The sequence below is a fragment of the Flavihumibacter fluminis genome (assembly GCF_021491375.1).
Lineage (GTDB): Bacteria > Bacteroidota > Bacteroidia > Chitinophagales > Chitinophagaceae > Flavihumibacter > Flavihumibacter fluminis.
Window position 1 is genome coordinate 952,437 of the sequence record NZ_JAKEVY010000002.1, and the last position, 16,455, is coordinate 968,891.

Genomic DNA, 16,455 nt, shown 5'->3' on the forward strand with positions numbered 1-16,455 from the left:
GAAAACAGTGTAGTTTAGGGAATGAAACTACTGCTTTTGTTGGGATTATTTCCCCTGCAGCTATTGGCACAATCCAACTTTTCGGACACTGCCCGCCAGATTGAAACAGTATTAAAACCCTGGTCGAATCCAAACTTACCAGGGATGTCAGTAGCAATCAGCCGGAATGGACAGCTGATCTATGCACAAGCATTCGGCGCTGCTGATTTAGAACACGATGTGCTTAATGATACTGCGACCATTTTTGAAGCAGGATCCGTTTCCAAACAATTTACGGCTGCAGCTATCTTATTGCTGGAGCAGGACGGCAAACTCAGCCAGCAGGACGATGTACGTAAATACATTCCCGAATTACCGGATTATGGTTCGGTAATCACTATTTATGATCTGATACATCACCAGAGTGGTTTGCGAGACTGGGGATCGGTTGCGGAAGTTGAAGGCTGGGGGCGCGGTTCAAGAGCTCACACCAATGCACATGCGCTGCAGATTATTTGTCGCCAGACAGCGCTCAACAACCCACCGGGCACTGAATACATATACAGTAACAGTAACTACAATTTGATGGCCATTATTGTGGAGCGGGTGGCCAAAACAAGCTTTGCGCAATTCTGCAAGGACCGCATTTTTATTCCGGCAGGTATGACCCATACCAGTTGGCGAAATGATTTCCGGCAGGTTGTGAAAAAACGTGCGGTCGCTTATCAGCAAACACCGATGGTACTTAAATTGTCCATGCCTTTTGAAGATGCCCATGGAAATGGAGGCATGCTGACAACCGCCTCGGACCTGGTTAAATGGGCTGCCTTTATGCATGGTGGTAAATTAGGCGGAAAAGTACTGCTGGATCGGCAACTGGAACTGGGAAGATTCAGAAATGGCAAAGTACATCCCTATGCTGCCGGCTTACGCATCAGTACGTTTAATGGTCGGGATCAGGTATCGCATAGCGGGGCTACTGCAGGGTATCGGGCCAACCTGGATTATTTCCCAGAATTGGGATTGTCCATCGCCTTATTATCTAATACCAGTAGTTTTTCTCCGGTGCAAATAGCTGAAAAGCTTGCGCGAATTTTTGTTCCTGACCAACTCCGGATTTCTGCTGCTGCAGAGCCGGAAGTATATAAAGCAGACCCGGCAACGCAAAAAAAACTGGCAGGCTGGTATCGGGATGACAGAACAGATGAAGGCATCTTCTTACAGGTATCGGACAGTACATTATTGATGCCCAATAAGAAACCGGTTTATGCAGCTAAAGATGGTAAGTTGATGGCCAATGGATACCAGCTTCTATTTGAAAAATCAGGTTTGAAAAGGATTGATTTCGGTCCGCCTGCTGATACCTTACAATTTATTAAAGAACCCGCTGCAATCGGATCGCCGGAAGAATTGAAACAATTTGAAGGAACTTATAGCAGTAAAGACGCGAACACCACCATACGGATAAAAGTTAGCGGTAAACAGCTACAGCACATACAGGAACCCACTGCCCTTGTCCAATTTGCTCCTACTTACAAAGATGGATTTGCAGCACCTGGATCCAACATTCGATTCGTAAGAGATAAAAAAGGAAAGATTACCGGGTTTACTTTATCAGTTGGCAGAGCCAGGAGAATTTGGTTTAGTCGTTCAGCTATCTAAGCTTGAACCACAAAATACAGTAACTCTATTCATGTTAACTTTTGAACCGCTAATTTAGCTACATGGCTGACAAGCTTGTATTTTTTATCAGTACAATTGGGTGGTTCAATGGCCTGCTGTTAAGCGCCTACTTTCTGTTTTTCTATAAAAACAGGAAATTATCCGGACTCCTGTTCGGCGCTATGCTGCTGGCCCTGAGTCTGCGTGTAGCTAAGTCTGTGATCTGGTGGTTTTATCCGCAACTCCCGGTTATCTGGGTCCAGCTTGGATTGGTGGCCTGTTTGTTCATCGGACCACTTTTATTTTATTTTCTCAAAGCATCCACCTTTGGAATAAAAGAAATGCCTGCCAGGTGGAGCTATACCCTGGTTGGGTATGCGATTGTTTCCCTGGTGCTGTTGTTGTTCTTTTCGGCCAGGCCGTATTATCCAATATGGCGACAGTATATTATCCCTTTTATTTACCTGCAATGGTTCATTTATATAATCGTGAGTGGCTGGCTGATCAGGCCAGTAGTTCGTAAACTTATCAGGAAGGGGGTATCCCTTCAACCGAATGAAAAATGGGTACTGGGCATTTATATCGGAAGCCTGGTAACCGCTACTGCTTATTTATTGTCCTATTTCGATATCAAGCTATCTTATATTGCCGGTCCCATCAGTTTTTCTGTATTACTGTATCTCAACAGCCTGATCCTGCTGTATCGGAAAAGAACCGATGAGCTGTTTCAGTCGGAGCCGGAAAAATATGCCAATAAAAAGCTGGATGCGCAATTGGCCAGCGACAGTTTGACAAAGTTGGAAGAACTAATGCTCAGCCAGGAGGTTCATGCAAACCCGGATTTAAAACTGAATGACCTGGCTGCGCTACTGAATCTTTCCGGTCACCAGCTTTCCCAGTTGCTGAATGAACGGCTCGGGAAAAACTTCAACACCTATATTAACGAGTACCGGATCCGGCGGGCTTGTGAAATTATTTCGAAGGATCGCAACCTGAAGCTGGAAGCCGTGGGTTATGAAGTTGGTTTCAACTCTAAATCGGCATTCTTCAGTGCCTTTAAAAAATATACGGGCAAAACCCCGAACCTCTTTAAACAGGAGCAAATCCAGTCAGTTTCTGGTTCTGATTTATAGATTTTGACCTAAAAACAGGAAATCAATACCTCTTTTTGATAGGCAAACCTGATTTTCGAAAGATTATCAATTAAATCTTTTTAAATGAAAATCAAGGTCTTGTTGTTTTTTGCCCTGCTACCCATGTTGCTGGTTGGGCAATCCAAACCCATTGCTCAGCATTCAACCCAGGCTGGTAAGAAAGTGCTGATTGTAGTAAGCAGTTATGGTAAAAAAGAGGGTAAACTGCGCCCCGGTTTCGAGTTCGACGAGTACTCACAGGCTTACCTTATTTTTAAAGCAAATGGGCTGGAGATCGATGTTGCCAGTCCTAAAGGGGGACCTGCTGAAGCAGATGAATTTAATCGCGCCAAAGCCTATAATAAAGAACTGCTGGAGGATAAAGTGGCGATGGCCAAATTGCAGCATACGATTCCAACGGCGAAGGTGAATCCTGCGTTGTACTCGGCCATTTATGTGGTAGGAGGTAAGGGAGCCATGTTCGATTTGCCCTATGATCCTTCACTGCAGGAACTCATCAGTTCGATTTATAAAAAACCAGATGGAGTGATTGCAGCAGTTTGTCATGGTCCGGCTGCTTTTGTAAACGTAAAACTGGAAGATGGTTCCTATTTGATTGCCAACAGGAAGATCACTGGTTTTTGTAATGAAGAAGAAGATAAGTTCGGCAAGACCTGGAAGGCCGAGTTTCCTTTTTTGCTGGAAGACAAACTAAAGGCCAGAGGGGCACAGTATGAGCGAAATGCTGCTATGTTGCCTCAGTTAATCAGGGATGGGAAACTCATAACAGGACAAAATCCATTTAGTACCACTGTGCTGGCAGAAGAGCTGGTGAGGGCAATTGGTGTAGAGCCTGTTTCAAGAACATTGTATCCCGATGAGCGCAGCATCAATCTGGTAGATAAATACCTGAAAGGAGCAACATCCTGGGCAGAAGAGGAACTCAGGAAGAATCATGGCGCATATGATCTTGAACTGATTGCTGTTTATGGATACTATGGCTTAATCAAAGGGGATGGCAGTAAAGAAGGCATTGGGTCTGCTCTTGGTATTATTGAACTGGTAAAACCCTGGGTTTCCAATGAAAACCTGGAGTACGAAATGGCAAGGGGTTATTTAAAACTGGGCAATAAAGAAAAAGCGAAAGCAATTTTACAGCAGGTGGTGGCAAAAGCTCCCTCATTTAAGGAGGCAAAAAAATTGTTAGAAGAAATTAACTAGTCTAAAAAAGATAATAAATTATTGTTTTACGATAATTAATATATACATTTGTATAATTAAATCGTAATTGGTATGATCCCTTCCAGGTTGATTTCAAAATTGGTGGCCTTTATTTTTTTACTGCTTGGGGCTGTATATGGGTTGGCATCTATATATGCGTTGATTTGTCTTTTTACCGGTTGGAACATAGTTCCGTTTAATGATGGAACGCAACTGAATATCCTGTATCCCTTTTCGGCAAAGCCCTTTTTGATTTTGGATAACAATGGTCTTTATATTGTTTTTTCATTTTTGTTGCCCTTTTTATTGTATACCGTTTTCTTTTTTTTGACAGCCAGAATGTTCGGGGTATTCAAGCGTCCAAGATTGTTTACGGCTCCCAATCACCTACAGTTGAAACGATTTTATGTATTCAATTTGCTGGTGCCGCCACTTAGTGTTGCTGTAGCTTTTTTCTTTGTAGAAATTGAATTTATAATCGGCGTACTGGTAGTGCTGCACCTGATCATGGGCATCTTTGTATGGTTTGTAGCAGCCATATTCAAACAGGGAATCCAATTGCAAAACGAACAAGATTTATTTATCTGACATGCCGATAATCGTAAACCTTGATGTGATGCTTGCGAAACGCAAAATGCAAAGCAAGGAATTGGCAGAGAAACTGGACATCACACCAGTGAATCTTTCTATTTTAAAAACAGGAAAAGCAAAAGGTATCCGGTTCGATACACTGGAAGCGATCTGCAGAATTTTGGATTGCCAGCCCGGTGATATCCTTGAGTATCGGGAAGAATAAATCAATCAACATATAGCAGTAAAAAATAGCAACTATCAGGTTGCCAGGTATACTATTGTCTAAACCTTATCAATATGAATCAACTTTGCATTGAAAAACTCAACCTTCAGTATAAGAATGGTGTAAAGGCCATTGATGATATCAGTCTTACCATCCGGAATGGTATGTTTGGTTTGCTGGGTCCCAATGGAGCAGGAAAATCTTCCCTGATGAAAACCATTGTCGGACTACAACAACCACAATCAGGGAAACTGCTTTTCAATGGAATTGATATCATTCAACAACCTGAATTTATCCGGAAGCAACTCGGTTTTCTGCCCCAGGATTTTGGTGTTTATCCGCGAACCAGTGCCCTTCAGTTATTACAACATCTTGCTGTACTGAAAGGAGTAGCAGATGCCAAAGAAAGAAAAAAGCAGATTGATATCCTCCTGGAAAAGGTCAACCTGAGCGCTGAGAAAAACAAGGAGGTCTTTCGTTTTTCGGGAGGAATGCGACAGCGTTTTGGCATTGCACAGGCATTGCTGGGTAATCCTTCCATCATCATTGTGGATGAACCAACAGCGGGATTGGATCCGGAAGAAAGAAATCGTTTTAATGGAATATTAAGTGAAATCAGCAAGGAAGTGATTGTGCTGCTCTCTACGCACCTGGTGGAGGATGTACGCAACCTGTGCAGTTCGATGGCTATTCTGAAGGATGGAAGGATCCGCGTTGTTGGTAGTCCGGGTGACCTGGTATCCACCTTGCAGGGAAAGATTTGGGCAAAAAAGATCAGCAAAACTGAATTGACGGATGTTGAACAACGCTTCAATGTAATCAGTCACCAGTGGGTGGAGAATCAGCAGGTAATTTCAGTTTATGCAACCCAACAGCCGGAAGGCTTTGAAGCAGTGCATCCCACACTGGAGCATTTTTATTTTTATACCATCAAGCAGTCAGTAGCATGAGATCCGTATTGTTATTCGATATCCATTCCTATATAAGAAACTATGTGTCTTATTTAGTGCTGCTGCTCTGTGCCGCAATGGGCTGGTATGCAGGCGCCAATTTTAATATTTCAGTAGGAGAAGGGGTGTACCTGAATTCCGCTTTTTCAATAGGTTATATTACAGGTTTTCTCAGCCTGGCTGTAATCTTTATTTCAAGTATCATTGGCAGTCAGTTACTCTTTAAGGATTGGGATGCGCGGATGGACAGTTTACTCTTTACCACACCGCTTTCAAAAGCCGGATTTCTTTCAGGGAGGGCTCTTTCATATGGATTGGTGGTGCTTTTTGTTTTTCTTTCTCTATATACCGGATTCGTGATCGGGCAAAGCAATCGTACCGGTTCCGAAATGCAGCCGGGATTTTTCCTGGTTCGGTACCTCTATGCTTTCCTCGTTCTTGTACTGCCATCTCTGCTGTTTGTTTGCTCATTCCTGCTGTTTGTTGCCATGCGTTCAAAGCATAAGTTGTTATTGGTAATTTCCGGTTTATTAGTGTATGTCTTGTATATGGTAGTGCTGGTCTATTCCAATTCGCCTTTTATGAATGCCGCTTCTCCGCAATCGGTAGTTGCTCAAAAATTGGCTGCACTATTGGATCCGTTCGGACTCTCTGCTTATTATTATTCGGCACGCGACTTTACAGTTGATCAACGAAACCAGGAACTGGTGCCTTTAACAGGTTTCTTTTTATTGAACCGGTTACTCTATAGCGCACTGGCTATTGCATTTATTTATTTGTCGTATCTGTCTTTTTCTGTTAGGCAGGTTAAAAAGAGTGGGAAAGGAAAAAGCCCGGCTGTTCTTCCTGAAAAAAAATCCGTTGCTTTCAGTCCGGTTGTAACCGCGCAGGTAAAGTTTGATTTTTCACAAAAACTAAAAGCGATTTATTCCTTTGTGAAACTGGACCTGGTGTATGTATTTAAAAGCGTACTCCTGCCTGCGTCCAGCCTGCTGTTGGTATTTGCTGTGGGAATGGAAATGTATGGTGAGATTGAAAAAGGGATCCGCATGCCGCAACGCTTCGCCAGTTCAGGATTATTGGCAGGTGTGATCCATGAAAACTTTCAGGTGCTGGGTTTGTTCCTGATCACTTATTTTATCAACGATCTCTACTGGAGGAGTGCAGCTTACCGCTTCAATACGGTAGAGGGCAATACAGGTTTTGCGCATGCGAAAGTTGTGGCGCATGGATTCAGTATAACAGTCCTGATTCTGTTTTATTCCATACTGCTTATTGGAGAAGGATTGCTATTCCAACTGGCTTATCAGTACAGTATAGTTGATGCAGGTGCCTACCTGGGTGTCTTATTATTCAACAGCGTCCCACTAGTACTGTTGGGTAGTTTTCTGTTGCTCATCAATACAATAGTACCGCAAAAGTATATCGCATTGGGATTGGCATTCCTGTTTGCTCTGCTGCTTGCAAGTCCGATTGCGTTGAATCTGTTCAAACATCCTCTAGCATTGTTACTAACCGGTTATTCAGCCACCTGGACAGACTTTAGCGGCTATGGCGGGTATCTTGATTCATTTCTGCAAAAGATGGTGATAGGAGCAGGAGTGGCAGCCATTTTATGGATGGGTGCACACGCAATTGCTACTAGAAGATTTGCGCTTTTTTTGGGAATCTTACCAATTGCCGGATTACTTGCCTTTACAATACCCAACTACATCGAGGGATATAAGAACCTGGATAAAAAGGAGCAAGAGCAGAAAGCTGTCAACTATGAGAAAAGTTATAGAAAATTCCAGGTGCTTGCTCAGCCGACTATACAGCGCGTAACTACCACCATTGACCTGTATCCGGATAAAAGAAGTTATCGAATCGAGGGAACTTATCTGTTGCGTAATACAACTGCTGCGGAAATGCCGGCAGTATTGGTGAATTTTCCGGAAGGATTCCAGCTTGAATCAGCAGCACTCAATTATGGAGAGGAGCTGGTTCCTGTAAAAGAAGCGGTAGAAGCTATTCGATTAAAAAAAGCAATTCAACCCGGAGATAGTGCTTATCTGAGATTTCGTTTGCACTATCAATGGTATCCGGTCAATGCGCACCAGCCAGTAAATCTCATTCAGGAAAATGGAAGTTTCATGCGCATCAGTCGATATTTTCCAAGCATCGGTTATAATGCTGCAATTGAACTGGAAGATTCCCTGGAGCGTGTGCAATATGGGTTAGGACCCGCAACTCAGCTGAAAAAACTGGAGGCCCCAAAAAACAACAGCGAAGATTTTATTGCGCTCGATATGATTGTATCCACCAGTGCGCAGGAGCAGGTGATTGGTACCGGTGAGTTGCTGAAACAATGGGAGCAGGAAGGCAGAAATTATTTTCAATTCCGGGCAGAAAAAATCCCCTTTCGTTTTGCGTTATCATCAGCCAGCTATGCGGTAAGCAAAACTGTTCACAGCGGCATCCCCATTCAGGTGTATCATCATCCCCTGCATAGTGAAAATGTAAACGCCCTGATTGAACAAAGCAAAAGAAGCCTGGACTATTGTCAGCAACATTTTGGAACCTATCCATTCAGGAGTATCACCTATGCGGAAGTTCCTTCTTTCGTGAGAGGATTTAATGCCACTGCTTATCCGGGTGTGATCTTTATGACTGAGCAAATGGCCTTTTCTTCCAATCTGCAGGCAGAACCTGATAACGATGTGATTATTGAACTGGCAGCACATGAATTATCGCATTACTGGTGGGGAAATAACCAGCTTTCACCAGATGAACGGGAGGGTGCCAGTATGTTGACAGAGAGCCTGGCTATGTACACGGAAATGATGCTCTATAAACAGCAATACGGGGCAGCAAAAATGAAAGCGCGATTGGCCCTGCAAGAACAGATTTACCAGGCTGAAAAAGGATATTTTAAATCAGAACCGCTTTATAAGGTTAGTCCCGGAGCCACTCACTTGGCTTATTCCAAAGGTGCCCTTGTGATGGTAAAACTGTCTGAACTATTGGGTGAAGAAAAGCTGAATCTTTTTTTGAAGGAGTTTTTGGAGCGATATAAATATCCGTATCGGGCCACCACGCTGGATTTTCTGGAGCTACTAAAAAGCAGGGTGCCTGCCACGAAACAGGAGGAAATCCTGTCATTGTTTACAAGTATGGATTAAAAAACGAATCATGAATTTAGCAGCACAACTGAAACAGGCTTTTGATCCTTATTTTTCTGCTTCCCTACAGGTATGGGAGCGCGTAGTAGAGCTGGGAGAATGGTATACGGCAAATGCAGGAGAAGTACTGAAGCGACCCAACAGCAGCGAATATTACCTGAGTTTTATCATTCAGGGATCAGGTGGTGTATTCCTGACAAAGCGAAACAGTTTATTCTGTATTGATCTTTGTTATGAGAATGAATTCTTTGGCGACTATATGTCGTTTTTATCTGGCCAGCCTACCGAACTGGAAATTAAAACCTTTGAACAAACGGAATTGTTTCGGATTTCCAGAACCAGCTTTGAGCAATTGCAAAAAGCCAATGCCTATGGCGATAAGTTCTTTCGCTATGCTGCGGAATCGCTGTTCATGCATAAACAACAGCAGCAGATAGATTTGATCAGCAAAACCGCTGAAGAACGATATGATAATTTACAGAAAAAGCAATCTCAAATCCTGCAGCGAACTCCCCAGAAATACATTGCATCCTATCTGGGCATCACACCCCAGAGCCTGAGCCGGATCCGGAAAAAAAGCCTTATCCGGAATTAGCGTTCAGTAAGGCAATAAGTTGATTTCTGGCTTGTTTTGCTTCCTTCATAACTGGTAATAGAGGCCATATATGCGGCATCCCTTTTCCAATAACCAGGGAAAAATTCACATTGGCTTCCTGAAGGCGCTCAGCAAAAACCTGTTGATCCGGATAGGTAATATCAAGTTCCCCTGCAAATAAATGCGTTTCTGGAAATCCTTTACAGGATCCGTAGAGCGGGGAGATTCGGGGGTCTCTTAGATCACCGGCGATCGCGCATAGTTGTTTGGCACTTTTTGCACCTGCTACAGAAAGCATGGGATCCAGGGGTTCAATGGCAGCAATGGCAGGATTGCTGAAACTGGCATCCAGTACCGGTGATAGCAGGATCAGCTTAGATGGAAGCGGTTGCTGGTTTTTAATAAGTCGCTGTACTAATGCTATAATCAGGGTGCCACCTACTGAATCACCCATCAATACTATATTTTCAGCTGCATAGTGGGAAAGCGCAAAGGAATACACTTCGTCCAGGTTTTCTGAAATAAGGTTGATTCGGTGCTCAGGAGCTTTGGGATAGTTGCAGAGCCAGCTGCAAACATTGGCAGCGTTTGTAAGGGTTTCCAAAAAATCCCAGTGGTGCTGACCCGGACCGGCAACAAAAGCTCCTCCATGAACATAGAGGAGCAATCGTTCCGGCCGGCTGGTTTTTCTGATAACTGTTATGGAGCTTTCGTCAATTTTAAAAGTTGTGGTATTAAATTTTCTCAGTAAACCATTGGTAGGACGATAAACATCCTTTTCTCTGATTTGCCGGTAGTTGATTGGGTTTTCACTGAATTGTTTTTTTATACCCTTGATTTTGAGCATACCCAACACCAGGTAATAGGATAAACTGCGACTCATCTTAAAACAACCTCCGTTATTTCGTTTTCATTTTTAACCTCAATGAACTGTTCCAGCCGGTGGTTTTTAGATACGCTGTATCGTTCCTTTTGATAAAAGCGGGTGCCATAGGAATTGGTACCTACTTCTACATCCTGAGAGTAGCGTTGGGTGGTGGTCATAAAGGCCTGAAGAAAATACTTGCCGGGTTTCATTTTTTCAAAAACAAAGCGTCCATAGTTATCGGAAGTGGTTTCCAGCCGATACCGGAAGGCTTCATCTGAAATAAATACACGGGTCCGCTTGTCTTCTTTTTTCTCGCGCAATTCATACCATTCCATAAAATAGGGAGTAACCGGATACAAGGTGATTTTGACACCAGTTCCATAGGTCTTGCCACCCCCAATGGTCATTTTATCTGTTTTTTTAAAAATGATGCCCTTGATTGTGGCCGTTCCGTAGGTCAGCATTTTCTTAGCTGATAGCGAATCAAATGCCTGCTGCGGATATAGGTTTTGGATTTCATTTTTGGAGGCACGTTTGTCTGCATTTTTAACCGGACTGCAGGCTGCCGCTAACATAATGAAGGCAGGATAAAACAGTGATTTCATAGTGATGAGGTAGCTATTTTTATTTTATATCGGTAAAACTGGTTATTAATAACCTGTTCGAGTTTCAGCACTTCTTTGGTTTTTTTGCTGATCCAGAAAGTTTCTTTGTTTCCTTTCGTTTCATGAACCAGTAACCAACAGTCTATTTTTTGTTGATCATATCCTTCCAGTTGAGCCGATCCGGTAACGGTATACACCACCTGTTGCAGCCCTGTTCTGGTGGCAGGATCATAAAAGGGAATTCTGAATACAGCATCTTTTTTGAACGGTAAAGTTGAAAATACCTCGAGGTCGAGATGCCAGTTGAAGTTCGTTTGGGTGCGGCTGTTGGTAAAACCCTGCCAGGCCTCCTTAAATCGTTGTGTGGTATCCTGATCTGAAAGTTCATGATCATTGACTACTAATTTGCCGGCTGGAAAATCAACTTTAGTAGTGCCTGCATTGATCCATTGACTGCCTGATTTCCACCAGAATTCATGGGTGACAGGGGTAAAAGTTTTGGCATCACAAACTGAATGGGTAGTATGAACGATTGTATCTTCAGCAACCCATCGCTGGTCGATTACGAGTTGATTGTTTTGAAGTTGGATGGTTCTGGTCCAGAATTGGGGTTTCGAAATCGGTTTATCTTTTCCCATCTTGAAATAGACGAGATACTGGTGAGTTCCTTGTTTCAGGACAGCGGTTGAAATATGCTTTGAAGTGATGTCCAGTGTGTCCCCTGGATTAGCAAATGATGACAGGTGTAATAACAGTGCAAAAGCAAGAACAGAAAAGCGCATACCTAATTTTTAGGAAAGGTAAAATCGTGCCATTTTCTATTTCTTACCTTATGGTAATTTATCAAGAAATCTAGTTCTTGATAAGTTTGCATTTATCTGTATGATGTAATTTTCCACAAATAATTGAGATGAAATTTTTGGTACTAATCAGTTTGTTTATCAACAGTTCAGTTTGTGCACAACAGAAGGATAGTTTGAATCAGTTATTGCTCGCTGCAGCCCTTCACGGCAATGTACAGGATATTAAAAAGGCGCTTGAGTTGGGTGCTGATATCAACGCAAAAAATGAACAGGGAGCCACTGCCCTGAATATGGTTTGTAAATTGAGTTATGAGTTTTTAGTCCCTTTTTTAATCGAAAAAGGGGCAACTGTTAACAGTCCGAATAACGATCACATATATCCCTTACATTATGCAGTTGAGTATGATAATGTAGCCATTGTTAAGGCGCTGTTGAAAAATGGGGCGGATATCAATGTGTTGGATGGTATCCAGGAAACACCGTTGCACTGGGCAGGCTGGACAGGCAATATCCGGGCGGCAAAAATGCTGCTGAAACGGGGTGCCAATCCATACAAAGGGAATAATAGTGGAGTTACTCCCATTGATTTAACCATCCGGCAGGAGCATAAAAAGTTGCAGCGATTATTTCAGAAAAGAAAGTATCGGCATTTTAAAGCATCTAACTAATGTTTTCAGTTCTTAGATTCAACCACCACTGTAACAGTTGTTCGAGTGAAAGAAGGGATCTTTTGTATTCAATATTTAGATCGGGTTGATCTTTCCAATAAGTAGATTCCTCCAGCATTTCTGCTGGTGTTTTTGCATAGATGGTTTTAACGATTCGCTTCCTGCTATAGGCTTCCATCATTAAAGTAGTAAATCGTTCACGGTCCATTGCAAGTCCGTATTCCAATAAATTGGGAAGTAGGTTTTCTGTACCTCTTTGAGGCATGGAATCAAGGATAAATAGTATGGTTCGCTCAAATATATTCAGTATTTCAGGTCTCTTATCGGGTTCATGTGTGCTGGTTAATATAAGCCCTTCGGCAATCGATACGGCTGACCACTGGTGATCGAAGTTTTCCTTTAAGGCATTTTCCATGATTCCGAGTTCCTTTCGACCTAGTTTCCAGCTTACCCGGTGGCCCATTTCCAGCAAAAAATCTCCCATCCAGAACTCGATCAAGTAGGCAGGTTTGCGAAGGAAGCTTATCCATTCCTCTATGTCTCCTGGCTGTTCCAGTTCTGCCAGTAAAAGAAATCCCGCAAGTGCCAAATCCGGTTGTATGCTTTCCGGAGTGAATTCACGGTAATAAAAGTCGTTAAAATAGATGTCACGAATAGCTGAACGTAAATCAGGCAGTAAACTTTCACGCGGCAACTGTAGCAACTGCATCAGAGCAGGAATATCTTCCGGAAATAACTCCCGTTGCAAAATGGATAGTTCCGGATGCCGTAAGGATGGCATTTTGTAATACTGATTACCTGCAACCTTTTTATAAAGGAGTTGCAGCATCTCGTGCGTAGCAGCATCATATTCTTCCGGCTCAAGATAATCGTCAATTAATTCAATGAGTTCTTCGTATTCCTGGAATTCCTTTGGCATTGTCTCCAATACCTGAATAATTTTTCGGAATCGATCATACCCCAGATGAAATTCACCGTTAACAAACAGCCATTCTGCAACTAATTGTTCATATGGCAACCATTCTTCCAGGGCAACCGACATTCTGTGGGGGAATTGTTGCTCAAATGGTAGGGAGAAATCTGCCAAAACTTCCATCATATCAAATTCTTCCAGCTCCAGTAAAATCTCACCAAGAGAAGTAAGAACAATTGGTTCGCGGGGATAAGATTCATTTAACGGTAGTAAAAGATCAAGTGCCTGCCTGGATTTCTCCTGGTAATGATAGACTCTTGCCAACGTACACGTAGGTTCAGGAAAACCTGGATAGTCGATTCTTAGTGATTTCAACTTATGTACTACTGGTTGATTGCTGTTTAGTACTTGTTCCTCCAGCGTATCCAATTCTAGCTTCAGGCTGACAGGTAGTAGAGGAGATCGATCTGTAGCGAAATAATCGGAAATGATTTTCATGTTTGATATGTAGGCCAGGTTGTAAAAAACTTACCGTAAAGGTGAAGAAAATGAACCAAATAGAATGTAAATTGATTATTCACCTAAATCCGCCAACAATGACCCGATTGTTTCTTGCCGCAATAGTTTGTTTGTCCTCAACAACTCTTCATAGCCAATCCCTCCAGAAGTTGCAACCTGTCTCTTTTTCTGAAGTGACAATTGAGGATGGTTTCTGGTCGCCCAAACTGGCTACCGTAGCAAATGTTACGATTAAAGCATGTATTGACTATACGGAAAATAAAACCGGTCGTATTCGCAATTTCGAGAGAGCGGCCGCTCATAAGCCGGGTGCTTTTGAAGGAATTTTTTACGATGATTCTGATGTGTACAAGGCCCTGGAGGCAATTGCCTATTCTCTGCGCAATCATCCCGATGCTGCAATTGAAGCAAAAGCGGATGAATGGATTGCTAAAATTGCTGCTGCACAATTGCCGGATGGGTATCTCAATTCGTATTATACACTAACTGGGTTGGATAAGCGCTGGTCAGATATGGACAAGCATGAAACCTATTGTGCCGGACACTTGATTGAAGCAGGAATCGCCTATCACAATACTACTGGAAAAAGATTGTTACTGGATGTGGGTGTTCGTTTTGCCAATTATATGGATTCAATTTTCCGGTTGGCAAACAACGCCTGGGTGCCTGGCCACCAGGAAATAGAACTGGCGCTGATGAAACTGTACCATCATACAGGCAATAACCGCTACATGGAGCTGTCTAGATGGTTCCTGGACCAGCGGGGAAGGGGACATTGGAAAGGAGCTATCAAGTACGATGAAAATAGTCGGCAGTACTATCAGAATATGGAACCGGTAAAGGAACAAAAAGAAATCACCGGTCATGCTGTTCGTGCTATGTATCTCTATACCGGAGCGGCGGATGTGGCAGCTGTAACAAACGATGCCGGATATGTACAGGCAATGAAAACCATCTGGGAGGATGTAGTTTATCGGAACATGTACCTGACAGGAGGTATTGGTGCCCAGGCAAGAAATGAGGGATTTGGTGTCGATTACGATCTGCCCAATGAAGATGCCTACAGTGAAACCTGTGCCTCGGTAGGTATGGTCTTCTGGAACCAGCGCATGCACATGCTCAGTGGGGATGGCAAATATGTGGATGTCCTTGAACGCAGCCTGTACAATGCTGCCCTGGATGGCCTTTCACTCAGCGGGGATCGTTTTTTCTATGGCAATCCGCTTGCCTCTACTGGTACGCATAACCGAAGCGAGTGGTTTGGAACAGCTTGTTGTCCGTCTAATATAGCGCGACTCGTAGCATCGTTGGGTAACTACATTTATGCTACTTCAGCAGATGCCATCTGGGTAAATCTCTATGTGGGCAGTAAAACAACTCTGAAGATGACGGGTACCAGGGTAGGGCTGCAACTGGAAACCGGTTATCCCTGGAAGGGAAGTACGCAGCTAACGGTAACACCTGATCGAAAGAAAGCCTTTTCCCTGCGTCTGCGCATGCCGGGTTGGATGAACCAGCCGGTGCCAGGGGCCTTGTATCAATATGCCGAAACTAAAACGATGGCAGCAAGGATTGAAGTAAATGGCAAGCCGGTTGAGTATACGCAGGAGGATGGATATGCGGTTATCAATCGTATCTGGGCAAAAGGTGATAAGGTAACCATTGACTTGCCTATGAAACCACGACTGGTGGTAAGTCGCCCTGAACTAAAGCAGAACAATAACCGGATGGCTATCCAGTATGGTCCTCTTGTGTATTGCGTGGAAGGGAAGGATAACAACAATGCGGCCTGGAATATCGTGCTGCCGGATAAGCCCTCCTTTACTGTTTCGTATCGAGCTGATTTGCTGGGAGGAATTAATGTGATCAATTTTTCTGCACCAGTAACTAGTATTGGAGCTGATCGCAAAACAGTACAAACGAACCTGCAAACAGTAACAGCTATTCCCTATTTCAGTTGGAATAACCGGGGCGCAAGTCCCATGCAGGTTTGGTTACCGGTGTATGTTGAGGAAGTGAAGTTGAATTATTGATGGCTTTCAGCTTTTTTCATCAGTTTATTTTGCTTTGCCGTATAATATTTTTTTAAGTCGGGATTGAACCAATCTTCAATGGATTCAATTTCTTTACTTTTAAAGTAAGCTAAAAATTCAAGTTCATATTTGTCGTCAAATTTTTTTCTTAAACGACCAATTTTACTGTTTGTAAAGACAAGATCATTCTTATTAACGTAACATTCCTCCAATTCTGAATAAATTAAATAATAATCTCCGTATTTAATAATTACTGCTTTTATCTCCCCAATTGAAAAGATTGATATAACTTTTCCTTCTGCGACGCTATATACTTCGGATGGTTTGTTTGTAATAAATACAATTCCATAGAAAGGAATTGACGTTATCATAAGTCCTGAAGCAAATTTATTTGGAAGAAAAATATTAGTGACATTATCTAATGGCATCCTCCATTTGCCCTTACTAAGTTCAAATGTTTTATTTGAGTCTAATTGGGCATAAGCGCAAGAGGTGACAAGGCAACAAAATACAATAATGAAGATGCGAGTGATCATTTCAGTTTTTTGA

At 42.8% G+C, this 16,455-nt stretch carries 15 protein-coding genes; 10 read left to right on the forward strand and 5 right to left on the reverse strand.

The genetic code is table 11. The annotated features are described in order from the left end of the window. Positions 1 to 21: 21 nt before the first annotated feature. The 8 genes from L0U88_RS10370 (at position 22) to L0U88_RS10405 (ending at position 9,497) form a co-directional block, all read left to right on the forward strand. Positions 22 to 1,641, forward strand: a complete 1,620-nt coding sequence (locus L0U88_RS10370; protein WP_234865980.1) for a serine hydrolase domain-containing protein — start codon at positions 22 to 24, stop codon at positions 1,639 to 1,641. Between the two features lie 62 nt (positions 1,642 to 1,703). Beyond that, positions 1,704 to 2,774 carry a helix-turn-helix domain-containing protein gene (locus L0U88_RS10375; RefSeq protein WP_234865981.1) on the forward strand — a complete coding sequence of 357 codons (1,071 nt, stop codon included), beginning with the start codon at positions 1,704 to 1,706 and terminating at the stop codon, positions 2,772 to 2,774. An 84-nt stretch (positions 2,775 to 2,858) separates the two neighbouring features. Then, the gene (locus L0U88_RS10380) at positions 2,859 to 3,995 is read left to right on the forward strand and encodes a type 1 glutamine amidotransferase domain-containing protein (RefSeq protein WP_234865982.1); all 1,137 of its coding nucleotides are present in this window, start codon (positions 2,859 to 2,861) and stop codon (positions 3,993 to 3,995) included. A gap of 72 nt (positions 3,996 to 4,067) precedes the next feature. Next, positions 4,068 to 4,583: a hypothetical protein gene (locus L0U88_RS10385; RefSeq protein WP_234865983.1), complete on the forward strand. Its 516-nt coding sequence runs from the start codon at positions 4,068 to 4,070 to the stop codon at positions 4,581 to 4,583. A 1-nt stretch (position 4,584) separates the two neighbouring features. After that, on the forward strand, positions 4,585 to 4,791 hold the full coding sequence (locus L0U88_RS10390) for a helix-turn-helix domain-containing protein (RefSeq protein ID WP_234865984.1): 207 nt from the start codon (positions 4,585 to 4,587) through the stop codon (positions 4,789 to 4,791). A 74-nt stretch (positions 4,792 to 4,865) separates the two neighbouring features. After that, a complete protein-coding gene (locus L0U88_RS10395; protein ID WP_234865985.1) occupies positions 4,866 to 5,741 on the forward strand; it encodes an ABC transporter ATP-binding protein in 876 nt (291 codons plus the stop codon). Then, positions 5,738 to 8,902, forward strand: a complete 3,165-nt coding sequence (locus tag L0U88_RS10400) for an ABC transporter permease/M1 family aminopeptidase (RefSeq protein WP_234865986.1) — start codon at positions 5,738 to 5,740, stop codon at positions 8,900 to 8,902. Before L0U88_RS10395 ends, L0U88_RS10400 begins: the two co-directional genes overlap by 4 nt. Before the next feature lie 10 nt (positions 8,903 to 8,912). Continuing rightward, positions 8,913 to 9,497: a Crp/Fnr family transcriptional regulator gene (locus L0U88_RS10405; RefSeq protein ID WP_234865987.1), complete on the forward strand. Its 585-nt coding sequence runs from the start codon at positions 8,913 to 8,915 to the stop codon at positions 9,495 to 9,497. On the opposite strand, the gene L0U88_RS10410 is transcribed toward L0U88_RS10405, so the two are convergent. From L0U88_RS10410 to L0U88_RS10420, 3 genes are read right to left on the reverse strand one after another with little or no spacing between them, the layout of a single operon-like run. Next, complete coding sequence (locus tag L0U88_RS10410; protein ID WP_234865988.1) at positions 9,484 to 10,380, reverse strand: alpha/beta hydrolase fold domain-containing protein; 897 nt, start codon at positions 10,378 to 10,380, stop codon at positions 9,484 to 9,486. The genes L0U88_RS10405 and L0U88_RS10410 overlap by 14 nt on opposite strands. Beyond that, complete coding sequence (locus L0U88_RS10415) at positions 10,377 to 10,970, reverse strand: hypothetical protein (protein ID WP_234865989.1); 594 nt, start codon at positions 10,968 to 10,970, stop codon at positions 10,377 to 10,379. The genes L0U88_RS10410 and L0U88_RS10415 overlap by 4 nt, the downstream gene beginning before the upstream one ends. Continuing rightward, positions 10,967 to 11,752, reverse strand: a complete 786-nt coding sequence (locus L0U88_RS10420; protein WP_234865990.1) for a DUF3108 domain-containing protein — start codon at positions 11,750 to 11,752, stop codon at positions 10,967 to 10,969. Before L0U88_RS10420 ends, L0U88_RS10415 begins: the two co-directional genes overlap by 4 nt. 128 nt (positions 11,753 to 11,880) lie before the next feature. On the opposite strand from L0U88_RS10420, the gene L0U88_RS10425 reads away from it, so the two are divergent. Further along, on the forward strand, positions 11,881 to 12,441 hold the full coding sequence (locus L0U88_RS10425; RefSeq protein ID WP_234865991.1) for an ankyrin repeat domain-containing protein: 561 nt from the start codon (positions 11,881 to 11,883) through the stop codon (positions 12,439 to 12,441). On the opposite strand, the gene L0U88_RS10430 is transcribed toward L0U88_RS10425, so the two are convergent. Next, entirely contained in the window at positions 12,434 to 13,852 is a 1,419-nt protein-coding gene (locus L0U88_RS10430; protein WP_234865992.1) for a hypothetical protein, read from the reverse strand. The two genes, L0U88_RS10425 and L0U88_RS10430, sit on opposite strands and share 8 nt — an antisense overlap. Positions 13,853 to 13,950: 98 nt before the next feature. Between L0U88_RS10430 and L0U88_RS10435 the strand changes: the two genes are divergently transcribed. Further along, entirely contained in the window at positions 13,951 to 15,906 is a 1,956-nt protein-coding gene (locus tag L0U88_RS10435) for a glycoside hydrolase family 127 protein (protein WP_234865993.1), read from the forward strand. Here the strand turns inward: L0U88_RS10435 and L0U88_RS10440 are convergent. After that, positions 15,900 to 16,442 carry a M23 family metallopeptidase gene (locus L0U88_RS10440; RefSeq protein ID WP_234865994.1) on the reverse strand — a complete coding sequence of 181 codons (543 nt, stop codon included), beginning with the start codon at positions 16,440 to 16,442 and terminating at the stop codon, positions 15,900 to 15,902. The genes L0U88_RS10435 and L0U88_RS10440 overlap by 7 nt on opposite strands. Positions 16,443 to 16,455: the final 13 nt, after the last annotated feature.

Coding starts and splice junctions, on each gene's coding strand:
- L0U88_RS10430 (WP_234865992.1), bottom strand. CDS start 13,852: ATGAAAATCATTTCCGATTATTTCGCTACAGATCGATCTCCTCTACTA.
- L0U88_RS10370 (WP_234865980.1), top strand. CDS start 22: ATGAAACTACTGCTTTTGTTGGGATTATTTCCCCTGCAGCTATTGGCA.
- L0U88_RS10415 (WP_234865989.1), bottom strand. CDS start 10,970: ATGAAATCACTGTTTTATCCTGCCTTCATTATGTTAGCGGCAGCCTGC.
- L0U88_RS10420 (WP_234865990.1), bottom strand. CDS start 11,752: ATGCGCTTTTCTGTTCTTGCTTTTGCACTGTTATTACACCTGTCATCA.
- L0U88_RS10405 (WP_234865987.1), top strand. CDS start 8,913: ATGAATTTAGCAGCACAACTGAAACAGGCTTTTGATCCTTATTTTTCT.
- L0U88_RS10435 (WP_234865993.1), top strand. CDS start 13,951: ATGACCCGATTGTTTCTTGCCGCAATAGTTTGTTTGTCCTCAACAACT.
- L0U88_RS10380 (WP_234865982.1), top strand. CDS start 2,859: ATGAAAATCAAGGTCTTGTTGTTTTTTGCCCTGCTACCCATGTTGCTG.
- L0U88_RS10390 (WP_234865984.1), top strand. CDS start 4,585: ATGCCGATAATCGTAAACCTTGATGTGATGCTTGCGAAACGCAAAATG.
- L0U88_RS10440 (WP_234865994.1), bottom strand. CDS start 16,442: ATGATCACTCGCATCTTCATTATTGTATTTTGTTGCCTTGTCACCTCT.
- L0U88_RS10425 (WP_234865991.1), top strand. CDS start 11,881: ATGAAATTTTTGGTACTAATCAGTTTGTTTATCAACAGTTCAGTTTGT.
- L0U88_RS10375 (WP_234865981.1), top strand. CDS start 1,704: ATGGCTGACAAGCTTGTATTTTTTATCAGTACAATTGGGTGGTTCAAT.
- L0U88_RS10400 (WP_234865986.1), top strand. CDS start 5,738: ATGAGATCCGTATTGTTATTCGATATCCATTCCTATATAAGAAACTAT.
- L0U88_RS10410 (WP_234865988.1), bottom strand. CDS start 10,380: ATGAGTCGCAGTTTATCCTATTACCTGGTGTTGGGTATGCTCAAAATC.
- L0U88_RS10395 (WP_234865985.1), top strand. CDS start 4,866: ATGAATCAACTTTGCATTGAAAAACTCAACCTTCAGTATAAGAATGGT.
- L0U88_RS10385 (WP_234865983.1), top strand. CDS start 4,068: ATGATCCCTTCCAGGTTGATTTCAAAATTGGTGGCCTTTATTTTTTTA.